The sequence below is a fragment of the Streptomyces sp. NPDC052036 genome (assembly GCF_040680495.1).
Classification (GTDB): Bacteria; Actinomycetota; Actinomycetes; order Streptomycetales; family Streptomycetaceae; genus Streptomyces.
In genome coordinates this window covers 25,565-41,156 of the sequence record NZ_JBFAWW010000039.1, presented here as the reverse complement: position 1 = coordinate 41,156, position 15,592 = coordinate 25,565, and the positions used below count along the sequence as shown (strand labels likewise).

Sequence of the window (15,592 nt, the reverse complement as noted above, 5' to 3'; positions counted from 1 at the left end):
CGGCCGTGGTGGGAGCGGCAGGTGGTGCTGCTGGTGCGATGCCGTACACCGGTGAGGCCGGGGTCAGGTGTTGCTGGTGCCCCAGTCGTCCGCGCCGCTGCCGTTCGTGTTCCGGTCCCGCAGCGAGCGCACCCGGCCGGCGACCGAGTCGGGCATACGGTCGCCGACCTTGTCGCTCACCGCGTGGTACGCCTTGCCGGCGATCTCGCGCCCCTGCTGGGCGGCCGTCTCGGCGGTGTTGCGCACGGCGGGGTTCTGCGCGACCTGGCGGGCGGACTTCTTCAACTGCTCGTAACGTTCGCGTCCGGCACGTGTGCCGAGCACATAGCCCAGGACAAGCCCGGCGACGAACGTGAGCCGATAGCGCATGGCGGCCATCCTTCCCTTGCGTCTGCGTCGTCCCTTGGGTGGGCATCCGGCGCGGCGGGTACCGATTGGCGGAGCACCCCTCTGCTTGCGCTAATGTATGTGTCGCAGCGAGCGAGCGCCCCCTGGCGGATACCCAGGAGGGTACGTTCGATGCAACGAGGCATTCCTCCGTAGCTCAATTGGCAGAGCAGCCGGCTGTTAACCGGCAGGTTACTGGTTCGAGTCCAGTCGGGGGAGCTCGGTCCTCCGTAGCTCAATTGGCAGAGCAGCCGGCTGTTAACCGGCAGGTTACTGGTTCGAGTCCAGTCGGGGGAGCGTCTGAAAAGGACCCCTCAGGGGTCCTTTTTCATGTCCGCAGGAACCGTCACGCCCACGGCGGAGTCCTCAAGGTCACGTGTAGCCGACCATCCGAAGCAGGAGATCGTATGAGCGGCTATGCTGCGGCAGACGGCGCGCACACATGTACGCGACGCGCCGTGATGGGGCGGTAGCTCAGCCGGTTAGAGCAGCGGACTCATAATCCGTCGGCCGTGGGTTCGAGTCCCACCCGCCCCACTGCACGCTACGCGCGCAGAAACGATGTGATCAGCAGTGACGCAGAGCACGCCGATCAAGTCTGCGGCCCTCGGACAGGCTCCGGGGGCCGCAGTCGTCCGTTTCGCCCCAGGTGCACTCGGTCGGCGGAGGATCACGGAAGCCCTGGACGGCCGACGGCGCGGCGGGCATGACTCGCGCGGCCGCCGACCGTGGGGGTGAAAGATGTGACGCCTGGCCGTCGAGTCCTATACCACCCCCAGCCCCCGCTTCGCCAGACGCTTGAGGGCGTGCGAGAACTCCGCGCCCGTCTCGCCGAGTTCCCCGTGCAGGGCACGCACGCCCCGAGTGGGTGTCCGGGGCCGGCGTGGGAGAGCGACGGGCCTGAGGGGAGCGGATCTGGTCGTGCACCCGGTGGGCGTTGCTGCGCACGATGACCGGCATCTCCTACCGGGCCGGCGGATCGGCCGCCCTGGAGTGCCACTTGGGCGCCGTAGGAGGCAAGGCGGGCGCGTTCCGCGCCCGTTCGTCCGCCGGACACGCCGCCACGCGCATGATGGCGGCAACGCGCGGACCGGGGAACACGGCGAACGTCGCCGTCGCGCGGCGCGGCCGCGGCCGTTGTCAGGGGTCCGCTGTGCCTTCCGCTGCATGGCTGACGCGTCTTTCGCAGGCCGGAGTCGTGCCGGGCGACGTCATCCATCCATCCCGTACGCGTCTTCCGCAGGCGGAGGTGGGTGTCCGGGGCCATGGGGGCGGGCACGTGCTCGACTTCGACACGGCCGGCGAGCACCTGGCCATGGAGGACTACGTCACCGCTCCACTGGAAGCCGCTGAAGGGCGGCTGCGTCAGTGAGGTCGTCGTCGGACCGCCCGGAAAGCCCCTCGGCTTCGGGCAACTCGTCCCCGGTGATCTGCCGGCCCGGCTCACCTACCGTTCGTGCCGCGGTGAGCGGCTGATCAAGCACGGCCTGGACGGCGAACTGCGCAGTGCCGTGAGCGTGTAAGGGATCCACCGGCCGGCGCCCGCAGTCCGCGGAGGAACTGCGGGCGCCAGCCGGTGGGCCAGGGTCACGCCGCCAGTGGGTTCAGGGTCAGGGGTTTGATCTTGCCTTCCAGCATGGCGCCCAGGCCCTGTACGGCGCAGATGTCGGGGCGTTCGGCGATGCGTACCGGCATGCCGGTCCACTGGCGCAGCATCTGGTCGAGGCCCGGGAGCAGGGCGCTGCCGCCGACCATCATGATGCCGCGGTCGGCGAGGTCGGCCACCAGGTCGGGCGGGCAGTCCCGCAGCACCTTGCCGATGCCGTCGAGCACGGCCGTCAGCGGGGTCTCGATCGCCTCCCGCACCGCCGCCGTGTCGACCTTCACCGAGCGCGCCAGCCCTGTCGCCACGTCCCGGCCGAGGATCTCGGTGGCGGTCGGTGTGCCGGGGGCGGACCCGTTGCCGGAGAGGGCCAGCCGCAGGGGGCGTACGGACTGGCTCGGCAGCATCAACGCGTGCTCGTGGCGCAGATGCTGGACGATCGCGTGGTCGACGGCCTCGCCGCCCACCGGGATCCGTTCCGCGGTCACGATGTTCCCCAGCGACAGCACGGCGATCTGGGTGGCGGCGGCACCGCACACCATGATCATGGAGGCCTCGGGCTGCTCGACGGGCAGGCCGCAGCCGACGGCGGCGGCGACCAGTGTGTCGACCAGTTCCACCCGGCGCGCCCCCAGCCCGACGAGCGTCTCCACCGCCGCCCGCTGGGCCAGCGGGTCCGCGTCGTGCGGGGTACAGGCGGCGGCCCGGAGCCGGGGCTTGCGGCGCAGAGTGCGGCGGAGTTTCTCACCGAGGAGGTGGCGCAGCATGCGCTGGGCCATCTCGATGTCGACGACGGTGCCGCCGGACACCGGCCGCATCACACGGATGTACGAGGGAGTCCGGCCCGTCATCTTCTCGGCCAGCTCGCCGACCGCTATCAGCGCACCGGTCCGGGTGTTCACCGCCGCGGCGCTCGGCTGGTCGACGACCAGCCCAGAGCCCTTGACGTACACACGGGTCCTGGCCGCGCCGAGGTCGACAGCGAAATGGCAACGGCGCAGCTGGTCCAGGCTGACGGTCATGCGGTACCTCCCGAGAACGGACCGCGGGTGGCCGCCGGGTGGCGGGCCTCTCCTCAGCATCGTCGCCCGCTCCGGGAGACCCCGCCCCTTGAAGAGGGCCAGGCGGGTTCACCCGATCGGGTGTGCTCGGTGCGTCAGGTCCCGGGAAACCCGTGTGCGTCCTCCGTCGAAGCGCCGTGACCGCGCGCGCCGGTGCCCCGCCGGGTCACCCGGGCGGCGGGGGCGAGAGCGTCCTCTCGCCCGCGACACCCCGTACCACCCCGAGGGCTACCAGATCCTGGGGGCGCACGCCCAGCTGGTCCGCCGTCGCCCGCACCTGGTCCGCCGGGCGCTTGAGTATCGCGGCGGCCGGCTCCGGCGCGATGACCGAGAAGTAGCTGTCCGGGGCGGCCCAGGTGTTGTCCGGCGCCGCCAGGGCCAGCGCCCCGCCCGAGCCGCCCTCCCCGATCACCAGGGTGGTCAGCGGCGTACGGGCCGTCGCCACGACGGTGAACAGGTCCGCGACGGCGGCGCCCACCCCCTGCCGCTCGGCCTCGGCGTCGTTGGCGGCGCCCGGCGTGTCCACCAGTGTCAGCACGGGCACGGACAGGGCGTCGGCCAGCCGGATCAGCCGGGCGGCCGTGCGGTATCCGGCGGGGCGGGTAGCGGTGCCGGTCTGGGCGGCGTACGCGATCGTACGGCCGTCGTGGCTGCCGAAACCGCACAGCATGCCGTCCGGGTCCCGGCCGCCGCCGCGGTCGCCGCCGAGTTCGGCGCGGCGGGTGAAGTACGCGTCCAGGTACGCCCGGGCGCGGGGCCGTCCCGGATCCCGGGCGCGTCGTACGGCGTCCCAGCCGGTCGCCGGGAGGTCCACCGCGCCCAGCGCCCGGGGCACCGGGGCGGGTTCGGCCGAGGGCGCCGTCAGCAGCCCCAGCCACAGGCCCACCGCCGCCCGCAGTTCCCCGGGCGGTACGACCGCGTCGACCGTGCCCGCCGCCCACTGCGCCTCCGCCGTGTAGGCCGCCGGGTCCGCGTCCGGCGGGCGCACCCGGGAGCCCGCGAAGCCCACCTGGGCGCCGGGCTGGGCCAGCACCACGTCGGCGCCCGCGCCCAGCGTGGCCCAGCCGCCGCCGGTCGTCGGGTCCCGCAGGACCGCGAGCTGCGCGAGCCCGGCCGCACGGGTGAGCGCCGACTGCCGGGCCACGCGCTGGAGCTGGGTCAGTGCGAGCATGCCCTCTTGCATCCGGCTGCCGCCCGTCGCGACCAGCGAGACCACCGGCAGCCGGTGCGTACGGGCGTAGGTGTGCGCCGCCTGAAGCCGGTCGCCGGTGCGCTCGCCGAGCGAGCCGCCCAGGAAGCCGAACTCGAACGCGATCAGCACGGCCGGGGTGGAGCCGACGGTCCCGCGCCCGACGACCACGGACTCCTCCTCGCCGGTGCGCGCGGTGGCGCGGGCGCGCGAGGCGTCGTAGCCCGCCCAGGCGAGCGGGCCGTCCGGGCGGGATGCATCGGCCGCCGGGCCCGGCAGCCGAGTGAAGTCGTCGGTGACGAGGGCGAGTGCCTCCCGCGCGGACAGGCGTTCAGGCATCGCCCAGTGCCCGCTTCATGATCTTCCCCATGTCGTTGCGGGGCAGGGCGTCGAGGTACCGGACCGTGCGAGGCCGCTTGTGCGGGGCGAGCCGGCGGGCCACATGGTCGGCCAGTTCGTCGGCGCCGGGCAGGGCGGCGGGGTCGGCCGGCACCACCCAGGCGACGATCCGCTCACCCAGATCGTCGTCGGGTTCGCCGGTGACGGCGGCCTCTCGCACCCCCGGGTGCTCCAGCAGCGCGTTCTCGATCTCGCCCGCCCCGATCTTGTATCCCCCGCTCTTGATCAGGTCGGTGGCCTTGCGGCCCACGATGCGCACATAGCCGTCGGGCTCGCGCACCGCCATGTCCCCGGTGCGGAACCAGCCGTCGGCGGTGAAGGCGGCGGCGCTCGCGTCGGGCCGGTTGAGGTACCCGGTGAACAAGTTCGGGCCGCGCACCTGGATCTCGCCGACCGTCTCCCCGTCGTACGACACGATCGGCGTGCCGTCCTCCTCGACGAGCCGCAGGTCCACCCCGGGCAGTGGCACGCCCACCGTTCCCGCGCGCGGCTCCCCGTCCGCGCGGACGCTGGTGTTCATCAGCGTCTCCGTCATGCCGTACCGCTCGATGACCCGGCGCCCGGTCGCGGCGGCGATCCGCTCGTGGTCGTGCACCGGCAGCGCCGCGGACCCGGAGACCAGCAGCCGGGCCCCGGCGAGCGCCTTGGCCAGCTCCGGGTCGCCGGGCAGCGCCTCCGCGATCCGGTGGTACATCGTCGGCACCCCGAACAGCATGGTCGCCCCGGCGCCCAGTTCGCGGGCCACACCGTCCGTGTCGAAGCGCCCCAGATGCCGTACGGAGCCGCCGCGCCGCAGGGGTCCCAGGATGCCGAGCACCAGCCCGTGCACATGGAACAGCGGGAGTCCGTGCACGAGCACGTCGTCCTCGGTCCACTGCCAGGCGTCCGCGAGCGCGTCAAGGGTCGAGGCGAGGGCCCTGCGGGGGATGAGGGCGCCCTTGGGCGGGCCGGTGGTCCCGGAGGTGTAGACGACGAGGGCGGGGCTCTCGTCGTCGACGTCGGCGGGCGCGTATGTTCCCGTGCCGCGTACGTCGACCTCCACACGCTCCAACGCCCGTACGGATTCAGGAAGTTCGTCGCCGGGGGCGGCCAGGACGAGCGACGGCGCGCTGTCCGCCAGGATGTGGCCGAGCTCGCGTTCCCCGGACTTCGGATTGAGCGGGACGACGGGCACTCCGGCGGTGAGCGCGGCCACCACCGCGACGGCGGTCTCCAGCGAGGGCGTGGCCCACAGGGCCACCCTCCGGGCCGCCTTCCCCGCAGTGGTCGACTCTGTTCCGGTCGGCTCCGTTCCGGTCGGCACCGCCCCAGGAGGTACCGCCCCGACCAGTCGCCCGGCGAGCGCACCCGCCGCCGCGGCCAGCTCGGCATGGGTCAGGGCCCGCTCCCCGAACCGCAGCGCGGGCCGCCGCGCCGCCCCGGGATCGGTCAGGGCCGGAAAGAGGGAGGGCACGCGGGACTCCTCGCGTCGAAGCGGACAGGGCGTGGTGCGGACATCGAATCCGTTCCTACACCAGAGCGAGCGAAACCCGCCTGCGCCGTGACGGAGACCTCACTCCGTCCGGGGTGCCCCTCCACCCCCGGCCAGAACCCGGCGGCCACGGCGAGGACGCGGGCGCCCGCGTATGCCGTGTCCTGAAAACGCGAAGGTCAACACGGGTGCCGCGGATTCCCGGGCCGTTGTTAGCCTGCGCGCACATGTCGTCCCGCGAACAGGAGTCCAGACGTGTTCCGTACCGCCACCGCTCGCGTCGCGCTCGTCACCTGCCGCCCCGGTCCCGAGGTGACGGCCGACGGTGATCTTCCGGTCCTCGTACGGGAGTTGACGGCGTCCGGAGCGGGCGCCGACGCCGTCCACTGGGACGACCCGGACATCGACTGGGCGGCGTACGACCTGGCCGTGATCCGTTCCACCTGGGACTACAGCTGGCGGGCCGCGGAGTTCACCGCCTGGGCCGAGCGCTGCGGGAGGCTCACGCGGCTGGCCAATCCGGCGCCCGTCGTGCGCTGGAACACCGACAAGCGCTATCTCGGGGAGCTGGCCGCCGCGGGCGTCCCGGTCGTCCCCACCCGGTATCTGGCCCCTGGCGACCCCGTCGACCTGCCCGACGACGAGTACGTCGTCAAGCCCAGCTCGGGCGCGGGCGCCCGGTTCGCCGCCCGGTACACGCCCGAGGAGCACGACACCGCCGTACGGCAGCTCGCGCGGATGCACGCGGAGGGATTCACGGCGATGGTGCAGCCCTATGTGCGGGGCATAGACGTGGGCGGGGAACGGGCGCTGCAGTTCTTCGGCGGGCGGCTGCTGCACGCCAGCCGGAAGGGGGCCGTGCTCACGCCCGGCACGCCGTACGACGAGCGGAAGGTCGCGCACCCCGGCCTGGAGCCCTGGACCCCGACCGCGGCCGAACGTGCCGTGGCCGAGCGCGCGCTGGCCGCCGTACCGGGCGCTCCCGAGCTGCTCTACGCCCGTGTCGACCTGGTGGACGGCGCGGACGGGCAGCCGTGTGTGATGGAGCTGGAACTGGTCGAGCCGAATCTGTTCCTGTCCCTGCACCCGGGGTCCGTGCCGAAGGTGGTGGACGCCGTCCTGGCCGCCGCGGACCGGGGCGTTCGCTAGGCCCTGTCGTCAACGGCCACCCGCTGCAACAGCCCCCAGGTGAACTCGGCGACCACCTCCCGCCGTACGCCGTTCGCGTCCGGGGCGGTGAAGGCGAGGCCCCAGCGGGTGGGGGCCGTGCCCTCCAGGGGGCGGGCCGGGGCGAAGGCGCGGGCGGCCTCGTCGACCGTGCAGGACCAGGGGGTCAGGTCGTCGATCGTCTCCAGTTTCGGGGCCGGTGCGCCGGGGGCCCGGACCAGCCACTCGTTCCAGACCTGCCCTCCCGGGCCGGCCAGGACCTCGAAGCGCAGGTCGGGCCAGAGCGGGACGGTCCACAGCCAGGCCTCGCAGTCCAGGTCACCGATCCGGCGGGGGGCCTTGGACTCGGGTTCGCCGAGGACCGAGCGGATGAGGGCGCCGGTCGACCGGGCGCGCGGCGACCGGAGCATCGCCTGCCAGCGCCGGTTGGCCTCGCGCATGTCGGCGATGGACACGCCCAGCGCCCGGCGGGCGTCCTCGACCAGGTCCGGGTTGTGGTCCGCCATACGGCGCAGCAGGACGAGCTGGAAGTCCTGCGGGCCGAAGGGAGGTTGGGGGGTCCGGTTCACGAGCGCTGCCGACAGCCTTGGGTCTCGGTGGAGGGTCTACGCGCCCCACCGTACTGCTCGCCGGCGGTCACGGCGGGCAGGAGACGCGGGGCGGTGGACTGCGGGACGGGGGCTGTGGCTCGCAGGTTGCTCCTGAGGTCCATGAGATGGGCCACGTTGTCATGATCTAGTAAAGCGAAGGTCAACCATCTACCGTGTGCGGCGAGCACATTTCGCTGCGCACGTCTCCTGCGGTCGTTTCTGCCGACGGCAGGGGGAGTGGTAGGGGGTGCAGCGCGCGTGCGTCGCGCACGGCCGGCCGCTCACGGCATGCTTTCGGGCTGCTCACTGACCAGTGCAGCCCGAGTGGTGTCGGCTCTCGTCGCGGCCCCGGAGTACCCCCTGCGACAGATGCGCCGAGGGGGAAAGGGACACAGATGAAGAGGCTTGCTGCCGCCGTGACCACGGCCGCTGGGCTGCTCGCACGGCACGGTGACACCCCGTTCGCCGAAGTGGCCGACGGGCCCGGGCGGCGCGGTTGTGCAAGTGCCCGTCCAGGCAGTGCGGGTGACACCCCTTTCCCTGCGGTGACCCACCGCGCGTGACGGGCTGAGGGCGGCCGGACGGCCGGACGGACGCGTTCTCGTTCGCCGGTCCGGCGAGATCGTTCCGCCTTCGGCTCCTTCCCGCCTGTCACACCCGTCTCGGGCTCACCTCACTCTCTCTGCCTGATCTCCCGGTCTTCCGGTCTTCCGATCCCCCGCCCGTTCGACGCGGACCTCGTGCCGGCGAGCTCGCTCGCCGGCCCCCGCGACGACGAGGGGAACTGCCACCTGCCCCGGGCTCCCCCGCCCTCGGGCCGTCCGGCAGACCCCCCTGTCCTCCGGCCCCTTCGAGGTCCGGAAAGCACACACCCCTCTCCGATGAGCAAGGAGTTCCATGAAACGGAGTCAGCGCCCGCCCGCGCGAAGACGAAGAGGCATCCTCAGAGGCGTCTCGTGGGCGGCGGCGACAGCGGTCCTGGCCGGTCTGCTGAGCGCGTACCCGGCCGTCGCCGACGGCACGCCGGGCGGCACGGCGGACGGCACGGTGGAGCCGTACCACCTGACCGCCCGGCAGCAGGTGGTGGACATCTGGGCCGCCGGCGGCACCGAGGTCAAGGCCGCGGCCGAGAAGGCCCTCACCGGCAGCGACGACGACATCGCCGCCTTCCTCACGACCTACGGCGACCTGCAGACGCAGGACTACCGGGTCGAGGCGGCGCAGATCGGCGACCTGGGCGGCGAGAACACTCTCGACGCGGTACGCCAGGCCCTCGACGGCCCGGAGTCCGGTCTCGCCCAGTTCCTGAAGCAGGGGTGGCAGAACGCCTTCGAGCAGGACGAGCGGGTTCTCGTCGCCCGGGCGATCGACGGGGGCGGCCCCGAGGTGCAGGCGCGCGGCCGGGCGGCCCTCAACGGCACCCCCGAGGACATGGACAAGTTCCTGACCTCGGGCCGGCGCGAGGCCCAGGAGCAGGACGACCGGGTCCTGGCGGCCCAGATCGTGTCCGCCGGCGGAACACAGGTGAAGGCCGCCGGACGTCTCGCGCTGGACGGCTCGGTCGACGACATCCGCGAGTTCCTGGACGTGGGCCAGTTCGTGGCCCGCAGCCGGGACGAGGAGTACGCGAGCGTCGCGGAACTGGCGGACCAGGCGGAGCGGGCGGGCAAGGTCGCCGCCAAGGAGACCAAGGCCGCCGAAGCCGCCTCCAAGGAGGCGATCGAAGCCTCCAAGCAGGCCAAGGAGGCCGCTCAGAAGGCCGCGCAGGAGGCGGCGGCCACCAAGCAGGACTCGGAGGACGCTGCACGGGCCGCGAACCGGGCGGCGAGCGCCGCCGCCGGAGCCGCGAAGGCCGCGCAGCGGGCCATCGCCGCGGCCGACGCCGCCAACAGGTCGGCCCGCGTGGCATCTTCGGCCGCGGCCCAGGCGGCGGCCGCCGCGGTCGGTGCCGCCAACGCGGCCTCGAACGCGCGCAATGCCGCCGCGGCGGCCGCGACCGACGCGAAGCAGGCGGACGCGGCCAAGAAGGCCGCCCAGCAGGCGAACGCGGCGGCCGACGGCGCCACCAAGGCGGCCGACGCCGCGGACCAGGCCGTGAAGGCCGCCACGGCCGCCGGTGACGCCGCCGCCTCCGCGGCCAGCGCGGGGTCCAACGCCGCCGCGGCCGCCGACGCCGCCGTACTCGCCGGGCAGTACGCCGGGGAGGGCAGCGCCGCCGCGGCGAACGCCCGGGCCGCCGCCGCCCAGGCGCGCAGGCAGGCTGCGGAGGCCACCCGGGCCGCCGGCGAGGCCGAGTCGCTCGCCCGCAAGTCGGCCACGGCAGCCGCGGACGCCCGCGACGCCGCCCGGTCGGCCGCCGCGCACGCCAAGAAGGCGGCGGACGCGGCGAACGACGCCGCCAAGCACGCCGGTGAGGCGAACGCCGCGGCCCAGCGCTCCACCGAGCACGCCAACGCGGCCACCGAGGCGGCGAACGCCGCCTCCAAGGCCGCCCAGCAGGCACAGACCGTGTACACGCTCGCCCGCCAGGTGGAGAGCGCGGAACTGCTCGCCCGTACCAACGCGGGCATCGAGAACGCCCGCGATCTGAAGGCCCAGGAGGACGCCCAGGAGGCGCAGCGCAAGCAGGAGGCCGACGACGCCGACCAGCGCCGCCGCACCGCGGACGACCTCGCGCAGAAGGCGCAGAGCGGTACCGGCGACGAGGAGATCGCCCGCCTGGGCCGCCAACTCGCCCTGGCCGACGCGAAGGACGGCAAGCCCTGGATGCGCGCCGCCGCCCAGACGGCACTCGGCGCGGACACCGCGGGCGTCGTCGCCTATGTGCGTACCGGCCGCGTCGACGCCCAGCAGCAGGACGACCGGACGGACGTCGAGCGGCTGGCCGAGGAGAGCGCCGTCAAGGAGGTGCGCGACGGCGCCGAACAGGCCCTCAAGGGCGATGCCGCCACCGTGAGCGCGTTCCTGCACGAGGGCCAGTACCAGGTGGGCACCGAGGCGTTCCGGGTGGCGATCGCCCAGGCCGCCGACGCCGGGGGCCCCATCGTCAAGGAGCGGGCCCGCAAGGCGCTGGACGCCGGGACCACCGACTCCTACCGGACGTTCCTCACCGACACCCTCGCCAAGGCCCAGGTCGAGGACGACCGGGTGAAGGCCGCGCAGCTCGTCGACAGCGGCACCCCGGAGGTGAAGTCCGCGGCGCGTATCGCGCTGGAGGGCCCCTCCTATCTGCTGCGCGAGTTCGTCGAGTCCGGCCAGTACACCGCCCAGCGCAAGGACATGCTGTCCCTCACGCACCAGCAGCAGGTGCAGCAGCTGGTGTCGCAGGCGGCCGAGGTCGCGGCCAAGGCCCAGCAGAACGCGGCGAAGGCCCAGGTCACCGCGGCGAAGGCGCGCAAGGCGGCCGCCGATGCGGACAAGTGGGCGGCGAAGGCGAAGCAGTCCGAGGTGCAGGCCGGCGACTACGCCAAGGAAGCCGACCAGCACGCCAAGGACGCCGAGGCCTCGGCACGGCAGGCGGCGGAGTCGGCGAGGACCGCACGTGCCGCGGCGGACCGCGCGAACCGGTCGGCGCACGACGCGGCGGTCTCGGCCAGCGACGCCACCATGTCGGCGGAGATGGCCCAGAACTCCGCGAGTTCCGCATGGGCGGCGGCCGCAGAGGCCAAGGCTTCCGCGGACCGCGCGGGCAAGAGCGCGGCCGATGCCATGCAGGCGGCGGCCGAGGCGTTCACCACAGCGGTCAAGAAGTACCGCGAGGAGGAGGAGCAGCGCCGACGGGAGGCCGTCGCCAAGAAGGAGGCCGCGGAGAAGGACCCGGGCCAGCGGGCTGAGGCGCTGTACCGGTGCGGCATCGTCGGCTGCGAGGCCGCCGAGAACCCCGGACGCTGGTGCCAGCACCACGAGGCCTACTGCGACGTGCTGTCCAGGGCCCCCGAGCTGGAGGCGTTGGCCAAGGCCGCCAACGGGTTCATCAACGACATCACGGGTCTGACCCAGCTGGAGAACTGCGCCCAGAAGGGCGACCTGGAAGCGTGCTGGCAACTGGGCCGGGACATGGCGGTCTCGTCCAAGTTCCGCATGATCGGCATCGCCTACAAGACGCTGCTGAGGCTCCAGCGCGGCTGCGGTGAATGCTTCCTGGCCGGCACTCGTGTCCTCATGGCGGACGGCAGCCAGAAGCCGATCGAGCAGCTCCAGGCCGGCGATCTGGTCCGGGCCACCGACCCGCTCACCGGCGAGACCGGGGCACGGCACGTCACCCGGCAGATCGTCACCAAGGACGACAAGCACTTCGCCGCGGTGACCATCCGGGGCCCGACCGGCGGCCGCGGCCACATCACGGCCACCTTCGACCACCCCTTCTGGAGCGTCAACCTCCGCGCCTGGGTGCCCGCCGCGGATCTGCTGCCGGGCGACAGTCTGCGCACGGACGGCGGGGCGACGGCGACCGTCGTCGCCAATCGCGCCTTCGACCGGCAGGCCGTCACCTACAGCCTCACGGTCGAGGGTCTGCACACGTTCTACGTGCTGGCCGGGAAGACCTCCCTGCTGGTCCACAACTCCGAGTGCAAGCCGCTGGTGCTGGGTCTGTCGAAGTTCCTCGACGAAGAGACCGAGCGCCACAAGGGCTACAACTTCATGAGCAAGGATCTGAAGGAAGAAATCGGCAGGGTGAACGGCAAGCCGTACACCAAGTGGATGGCCGCCGTGCAGGACGCGCTGGGGAGCAACAAGAAGGTGTACGTGAGCCTGAAGGGCTTCGACCCGCCCGAGGGAACGTGGCAGCAGAAGTTCGACACGGCCGTCGAGGCAGGGCAGGGCGACAACTGGTCGGCCACCGAGTGGGAGATGGCTCAGATCGAGCGGTACTACCGGACGGGCGACCTCGATTGGAAGAACGTGGAGTTCTACGACGACAACGGCGTCAAGGTTGACATCGACCCGCCGAAACCCCCGAAGAAGAAGTAGAACGAGCGGCGGACAGAGGTATGAGCGAAACCTTCCGGTCTGAGCGGACCTTCACGGTGTGGCAGTACACCGTCGCCCACCATCAGCGGGTCCTGCTGCGCAGTTCCCGCCGCACGGAGTCCGACACGCGTGTCGATCTCCATGTGGGCGGTGTGAGCGGGATGTTTCTGCGTCCCTCTTATGACGGGATCGTGATCCGTGAGGGGACGGCGGAAGAGGTGCGCCAGGTCACCTCGGTCCTGGGCCCGGAGGTCTTCCGGCACGGAGGGCGCCTCCATGTCATCGGGGAGGACCGCATGACCGGTTTCGTCGTCGGCGGGCCGCTCGAATGCCATGAGATGTACGCGGACGACGAAGCGCCGTCCGGCTTCCTTTTCATGCCCGAGACCGCTTGAGGAGATCCGCTGTGCGTCCCGGCCCGGCATCGCGCCGGGCCGGGACGCCGTGGACGCAACGACACCGAAGGAACGGAGAGAGATGACCCAACTTTTCCGGTCGGAACGCACCTTTCAGGTGTGGCACTACACAGCAGCTCATCGCGACCGGCTTCTGCTGCGGGCCACGCGGGACCAAGCGGACCAGCAACGCATCGACCTCTACGTCGAGGGCGTCCGCGGGGTCCTGCTGGAGCCGCTCTACCGCGGCATCGTCATCCGCGAGGGCACCCCCGAGGAGGTGCGGGAAGTGGAATCCGTCTACGGCATTCCCGTCACGTCCGAACCCGTGCACCTCCATGTCATCGGGGAGGACCGCATGCGCGGATTCATCGTCGGCGGCCCCCTTCAACGGCACGAGGACCGCGGCGGGTTCCGGGACCCCTCCCACTTCGGCCCCGTCCCCGGAACCCCGTGACCCCCGGCCGGCGCCCGTCCGGCAGGAACAGGACCGAGTTGACGTAGCGCGGGCCGTGCAGGGGCAGGACGCGGCGCAGCAGGCCATGGGAGACGACGTACGACGTCCTCGCCTGGTGCGCCTGGAGGATCCGCGGGTCGAGCGGCAGCCAGGAGCGGGAAGGCAGGACCCAGCCCGCGTAGCCGAGATCCGCGAGGAAGGCGACGACCGGCGCGATCGGCTGGATACGGGACTCCAGTTCGATGAAGAGGGCGGGCCGGTCACGGGTCAGGATCTCCCGGGCCCCGCGCAGCACCGCCGGCTCGTTGCCGTCGACGTCGACCTTGATGAAGCCGACGTCGCGCAGCCCCAGCCCGTCCAGGGTCACACAGGGCACCTGGACGGCCCGGGCGTGGATGTCCCGGCGGACCAGGGAGGAAACGCCCCGGTCGCCCGCGTCGCCAGGGGGCAGCCACAGCCGGGCGGTGCCCCGGCGGTCGGAGGCCGCCGCCGGGACGACCCGTACGTTCGCCGGCGCCGTGGCGGACAGCAGCCGGGCCAGATGCGGGACCGGTTCGACGGTCACCACCCGGCGGGCCCGTCGCGCCATGCGGTGCGTCCACGGGCCGTACCAGCCGCCGACGTCCACCGCCGTGCCGCAGCCGGGCGGGCACAGGTCGGCGAGGCGGGCCAGCTCCGGCTCGAACCGCGGGTACAGCAGCCGGGCGGTCGCCGCGACCAGCCGGGTGGGCAGATACCGGGCGACGCGGGCGGCGGCCGTCGTCATCGGGTCAACCGCTTCAGCAGCCGCTCGTGCTCGTCCTCGCTCACCTGCTCGCCGGAGGTGGGCAGCAGCTGCGGAATCCCGTCGACGATCGGGTAACGGCGGCGCAGCCGCGGGTTGTAGAGCGCCTCGGGGGCGTCGTCGTCCGGGAGCAGATGCAGCGGGCCCTTGTCCAGCGGGCAGGCCAGAATCCTCAGCAGCGGGTCGTCGGGGTTCACGGGGGAGTCAGCTCCTTCGCGGGCAGGGGGCGTGGGGGCGGCGGTGCGGTGTCGTGCCTCGGCATCGCCAGCAGGACCGCGACCGCGAGGGCCGTGCCCGCGAGCCGCAGCGCGAGCCGCAGCGGCTCATGGGGCAGCGCCTCGCCGAACGACAGAGTGCCGAGCACCGCCGTGAACAGGGAGGTCACCGTGGTGCACACCGGAACGATCAGCGAGGCCCGGCAGCGTTGCAGCGCCGCCTGCGACATCACCAGACCGAAACCGCCGGTGCACAGGAGCAGATACGGGTAGGGGGAGCGCAGCAGGCCGAGCACGGCGTCCCCGAGCCCGCTCGTGGTCAGATATCCGGCCACCCCCTTGATGGCGAGCGAGCTGACCCCGTACAGCAGGCCCACCGCCACGCCGTACTCGACACCCGTCGTCGTCCTCCGGTGCCGGTGGCGGGCGCGCCGCTCGGCGGCCCCGTACAGCCACACCCCCAGCGCCAGCGTCGGCACGCAGACCGTGAGCACCAGCGGATACGGGGCGCTGCGGCTCACCCTGTCGGAGCCCTCCCGCAGCGACAGCACCACCATCAGCAGCGCGAGCAGGATGGCGCCGAGCGCGTACCGCTCCCGTCCGCTGGTCTCCTCGCCGAGCAGCCGCGCAGACAGCAGCACCAGCAGCACCAGACCGGAGACGAAGATGCCCTGGGCGGCGGCGATCGGCAGGGTGCGGTAGACGGCGAGCTGCGCGGCGAAACCGGCGGCCAGAGCCAGCGACCCCCCGATCCACAAGGGGCTGCCCAGGACCAGGCGCAGCAGCCGGGCCGGGCGGCGGAAGTCCACCGCGGGCAGCGCGGCGAGGGCCTTCTTCTCCAGGACGAACCCGGAGCTGTAGAGCACGTTCGCCAGCAGGGCCGCGGCCACCCCCCACCACATG

13 protein-coding genes and 3 tRNA genes are annotated in these 15,592 nt (G+C 72.8%); 8 read left to right on the top strand and 8 right to left on the bottom strand.

The window, feature by feature from the left end:
• Window positions 1-63: 63 nt before the first annotated feature.
• Entirely contained in the window at window positions 64-369 is a 306-nt protein-coding gene (locus AB0L95_RS34710; RefSeq protein WP_365168870.1) for a YtxH domain-containing protein, read from the bottom strand.
• A gap of 164 nt (window positions 370-533) precedes the next feature.
• On the opposite strand from AB0L95_RS34710, the gene AB0L95_RS34705 reads away from it, so the two are divergent.
• The 4 genes from AB0L95_RS34705 to AB0L95_RS34690 all read left to right on the top strand — a co-directional run bounded on the left by AB0L95_RS34705 (window position 534) and on the right by AB0L95_RS34690 (window position 1,759).
• A tRNA-Asn gene (locus AB0L95_RS34705) sits at window positions 534-606 on the top strand.
• Window positions 607-611: 5 nt separating this feature from the next.
• Window positions 612-684: transfer RNA gene (locus tag AB0L95_RS34700), tRNA-Asn, on the top strand.
• Window positions 685-850: 166 nt separating this feature from the next.
• Window positions 851-924: transfer RNA gene (locus tag AB0L95_RS34695), tRNA-Ile, on the top strand.
• A gap of 616 nt (window positions 925-1,540) precedes the next feature.
• Complete coding sequence (locus AB0L95_RS34690; protein ID WP_365168868.1) at window positions 1,541-1,759, top strand: hypothetical protein; 219 nt, start codon at window positions 1,541-1,543, stop codon at window positions 1,757-1,759.
• A gap of 215 nt (window positions 1,760-1,974) precedes the next feature.
• Here AB0L95_RS34690 and AB0L95_RS34685 read toward each other — a convergent pair whose 3' ends face one another.
• The 3 genes from AB0L95_RS34685 to AB0L95_RS34675 all read right to left on the bottom strand — a co-directional run bounded on the left by AB0L95_RS34685 (window position 1,975) and on the right by AB0L95_RS34675 (window position 6,092).
• Window positions 1,975-3,012: a rod shape-determining protein gene (locus tag AB0L95_RS34685; RefSeq protein ID WP_365168865.1), complete on the bottom strand. Its 1,038-nt coding sequence runs from the start codon at window positions 3,010-3,012 to the stop codon at window positions 1,975-1,977.
• Window positions 3,013-3,217: 205 nt separating this feature from the next.
• Complete coding sequence (locus AB0L95_RS34680; protein WP_365168863.1) at window positions 3,218-4,579, bottom strand: carboxyl transferase domain-containing protein; 1,362 nt, start codon at window positions 4,577-4,579, stop codon at window positions 3,218-3,220.
• Complete coding sequence (locus tag AB0L95_RS34675; RefSeq protein ID WP_365168861.1) at window positions 4,572-6,092, bottom strand: acyl-CoA synthetase; 1,521 nt, start codon at window positions 6,090-6,092, stop codon at window positions 4,572-4,574. Before AB0L95_RS34675 ends, AB0L95_RS34680 begins: the two co-directional genes overlap by 8 nt.
• A 273-nt stretch (window positions 6,093-6,365) precedes the next feature.
• Between AB0L95_RS34675 and AB0L95_RS34670 the strand changes: the two genes are divergently transcribed.
• The gene (locus AB0L95_RS34670; RefSeq protein ID WP_365168858.1) at window positions 6,366-7,259 is read left to right on the top strand and encodes a hypothetical protein; all 894 of its coding nucleotides are present in this window, start codon (window positions 6,366-6,368) and stop codon (window positions 7,257-7,259) included.
• Here the strand turns inward: AB0L95_RS34670 and AB0L95_RS34665 are convergent.
• Entirely contained in the window at window positions 7,256-7,846 is a 591-nt protein-coding gene (locus tag AB0L95_RS34665; protein WP_365168856.1) for a hypothetical protein, read from the bottom strand. The genes AB0L95_RS34670 and AB0L95_RS34665 overlap by 4 nt on opposite strands.
• 918 nt (window positions 7,847-8,764) lie before the next feature.
• Between AB0L95_RS34665 and AB0L95_RS34660 the strand changes: the two genes are divergently transcribed.
• The 3 genes from AB0L95_RS34660 to AB0L95_RS34650 all read left to right on the top strand — a co-directional run bounded on the left by AB0L95_RS34660 (window position 8,765) and on the right by AB0L95_RS34650 (window position 13,690).
• The gene (locus tag AB0L95_RS34660; protein ID WP_365168854.1) at window positions 8,765-12,838 is read left to right on the top strand and encodes a polymorphic toxin-type HINT domain-containing protein; all 4,074 of its coding nucleotides are present in this window, start codon (window positions 8,765-8,767) and stop codon (window positions 12,836-12,838) included.
• 20 nt (window positions 12,839-12,858) lie between these two features.
• A complete protein-coding gene (locus AB0L95_RS34655; protein WP_365168852.1) occupies window positions 12,859-13,233 on the top strand; it encodes a hypothetical protein in 375 nt (124 codons plus the stop codon).
• A gap of 82 nt (window positions 13,234-13,315) precedes the next feature.
• Window positions 13,316-13,690 carry a hypothetical protein gene (locus AB0L95_RS34650; protein WP_365168849.1) on the top strand — a complete coding sequence of 125 codons (375 nt, stop codon included), beginning with the start codon at window positions 13,316-13,318 and terminating at the stop codon, window positions 13,688-13,690.
• Here the strand turns inward: AB0L95_RS34650 and AB0L95_RS34645 are convergent.
• The 3 genes from AB0L95_RS34645 to AB0L95_RS34635 are packed head-to-tail and all read right to left on the bottom strand — an operon-like array spanning window position 13,602 to window position 15,579.
• On the bottom strand, window positions 13,602-14,456 hold the full coding sequence (locus AB0L95_RS34645) for an FkbM family methyltransferase (RefSeq protein ID WP_365168847.1): 855 nt from the start codon (window positions 14,454-14,456) through the stop codon (window positions 13,602-13,604). The two genes, AB0L95_RS34650 and AB0L95_RS34645, sit on opposite strands and share 89 nt — an antisense overlap.
• Window positions 14,453-14,671 carry a Trm112 family protein gene (locus tag AB0L95_RS34640; RefSeq protein ID WP_365168845.1) on the bottom strand — a complete coding sequence of 73 codons (219 nt, stop codon included), beginning with the start codon at window positions 14,669-14,671 and terminating at the stop codon, window positions 14,453-14,455. Before AB0L95_RS34640 ends, AB0L95_RS34645 begins: the two co-directional genes overlap by 4 nt.
• Window positions 14,668-15,579, bottom strand: a complete 912-nt coding sequence (locus AB0L95_RS34635; RefSeq protein WP_365168917.1) for a hypothetical protein — start codon at window positions 15,577-15,579, stop codon at window positions 14,668-14,670. The genes AB0L95_RS34640 and AB0L95_RS34635 overlap by 4 nt, the downstream gene beginning before the upstream one ends.
• Window positions 15,580-15,592: the final 13 nt, after the last annotated feature.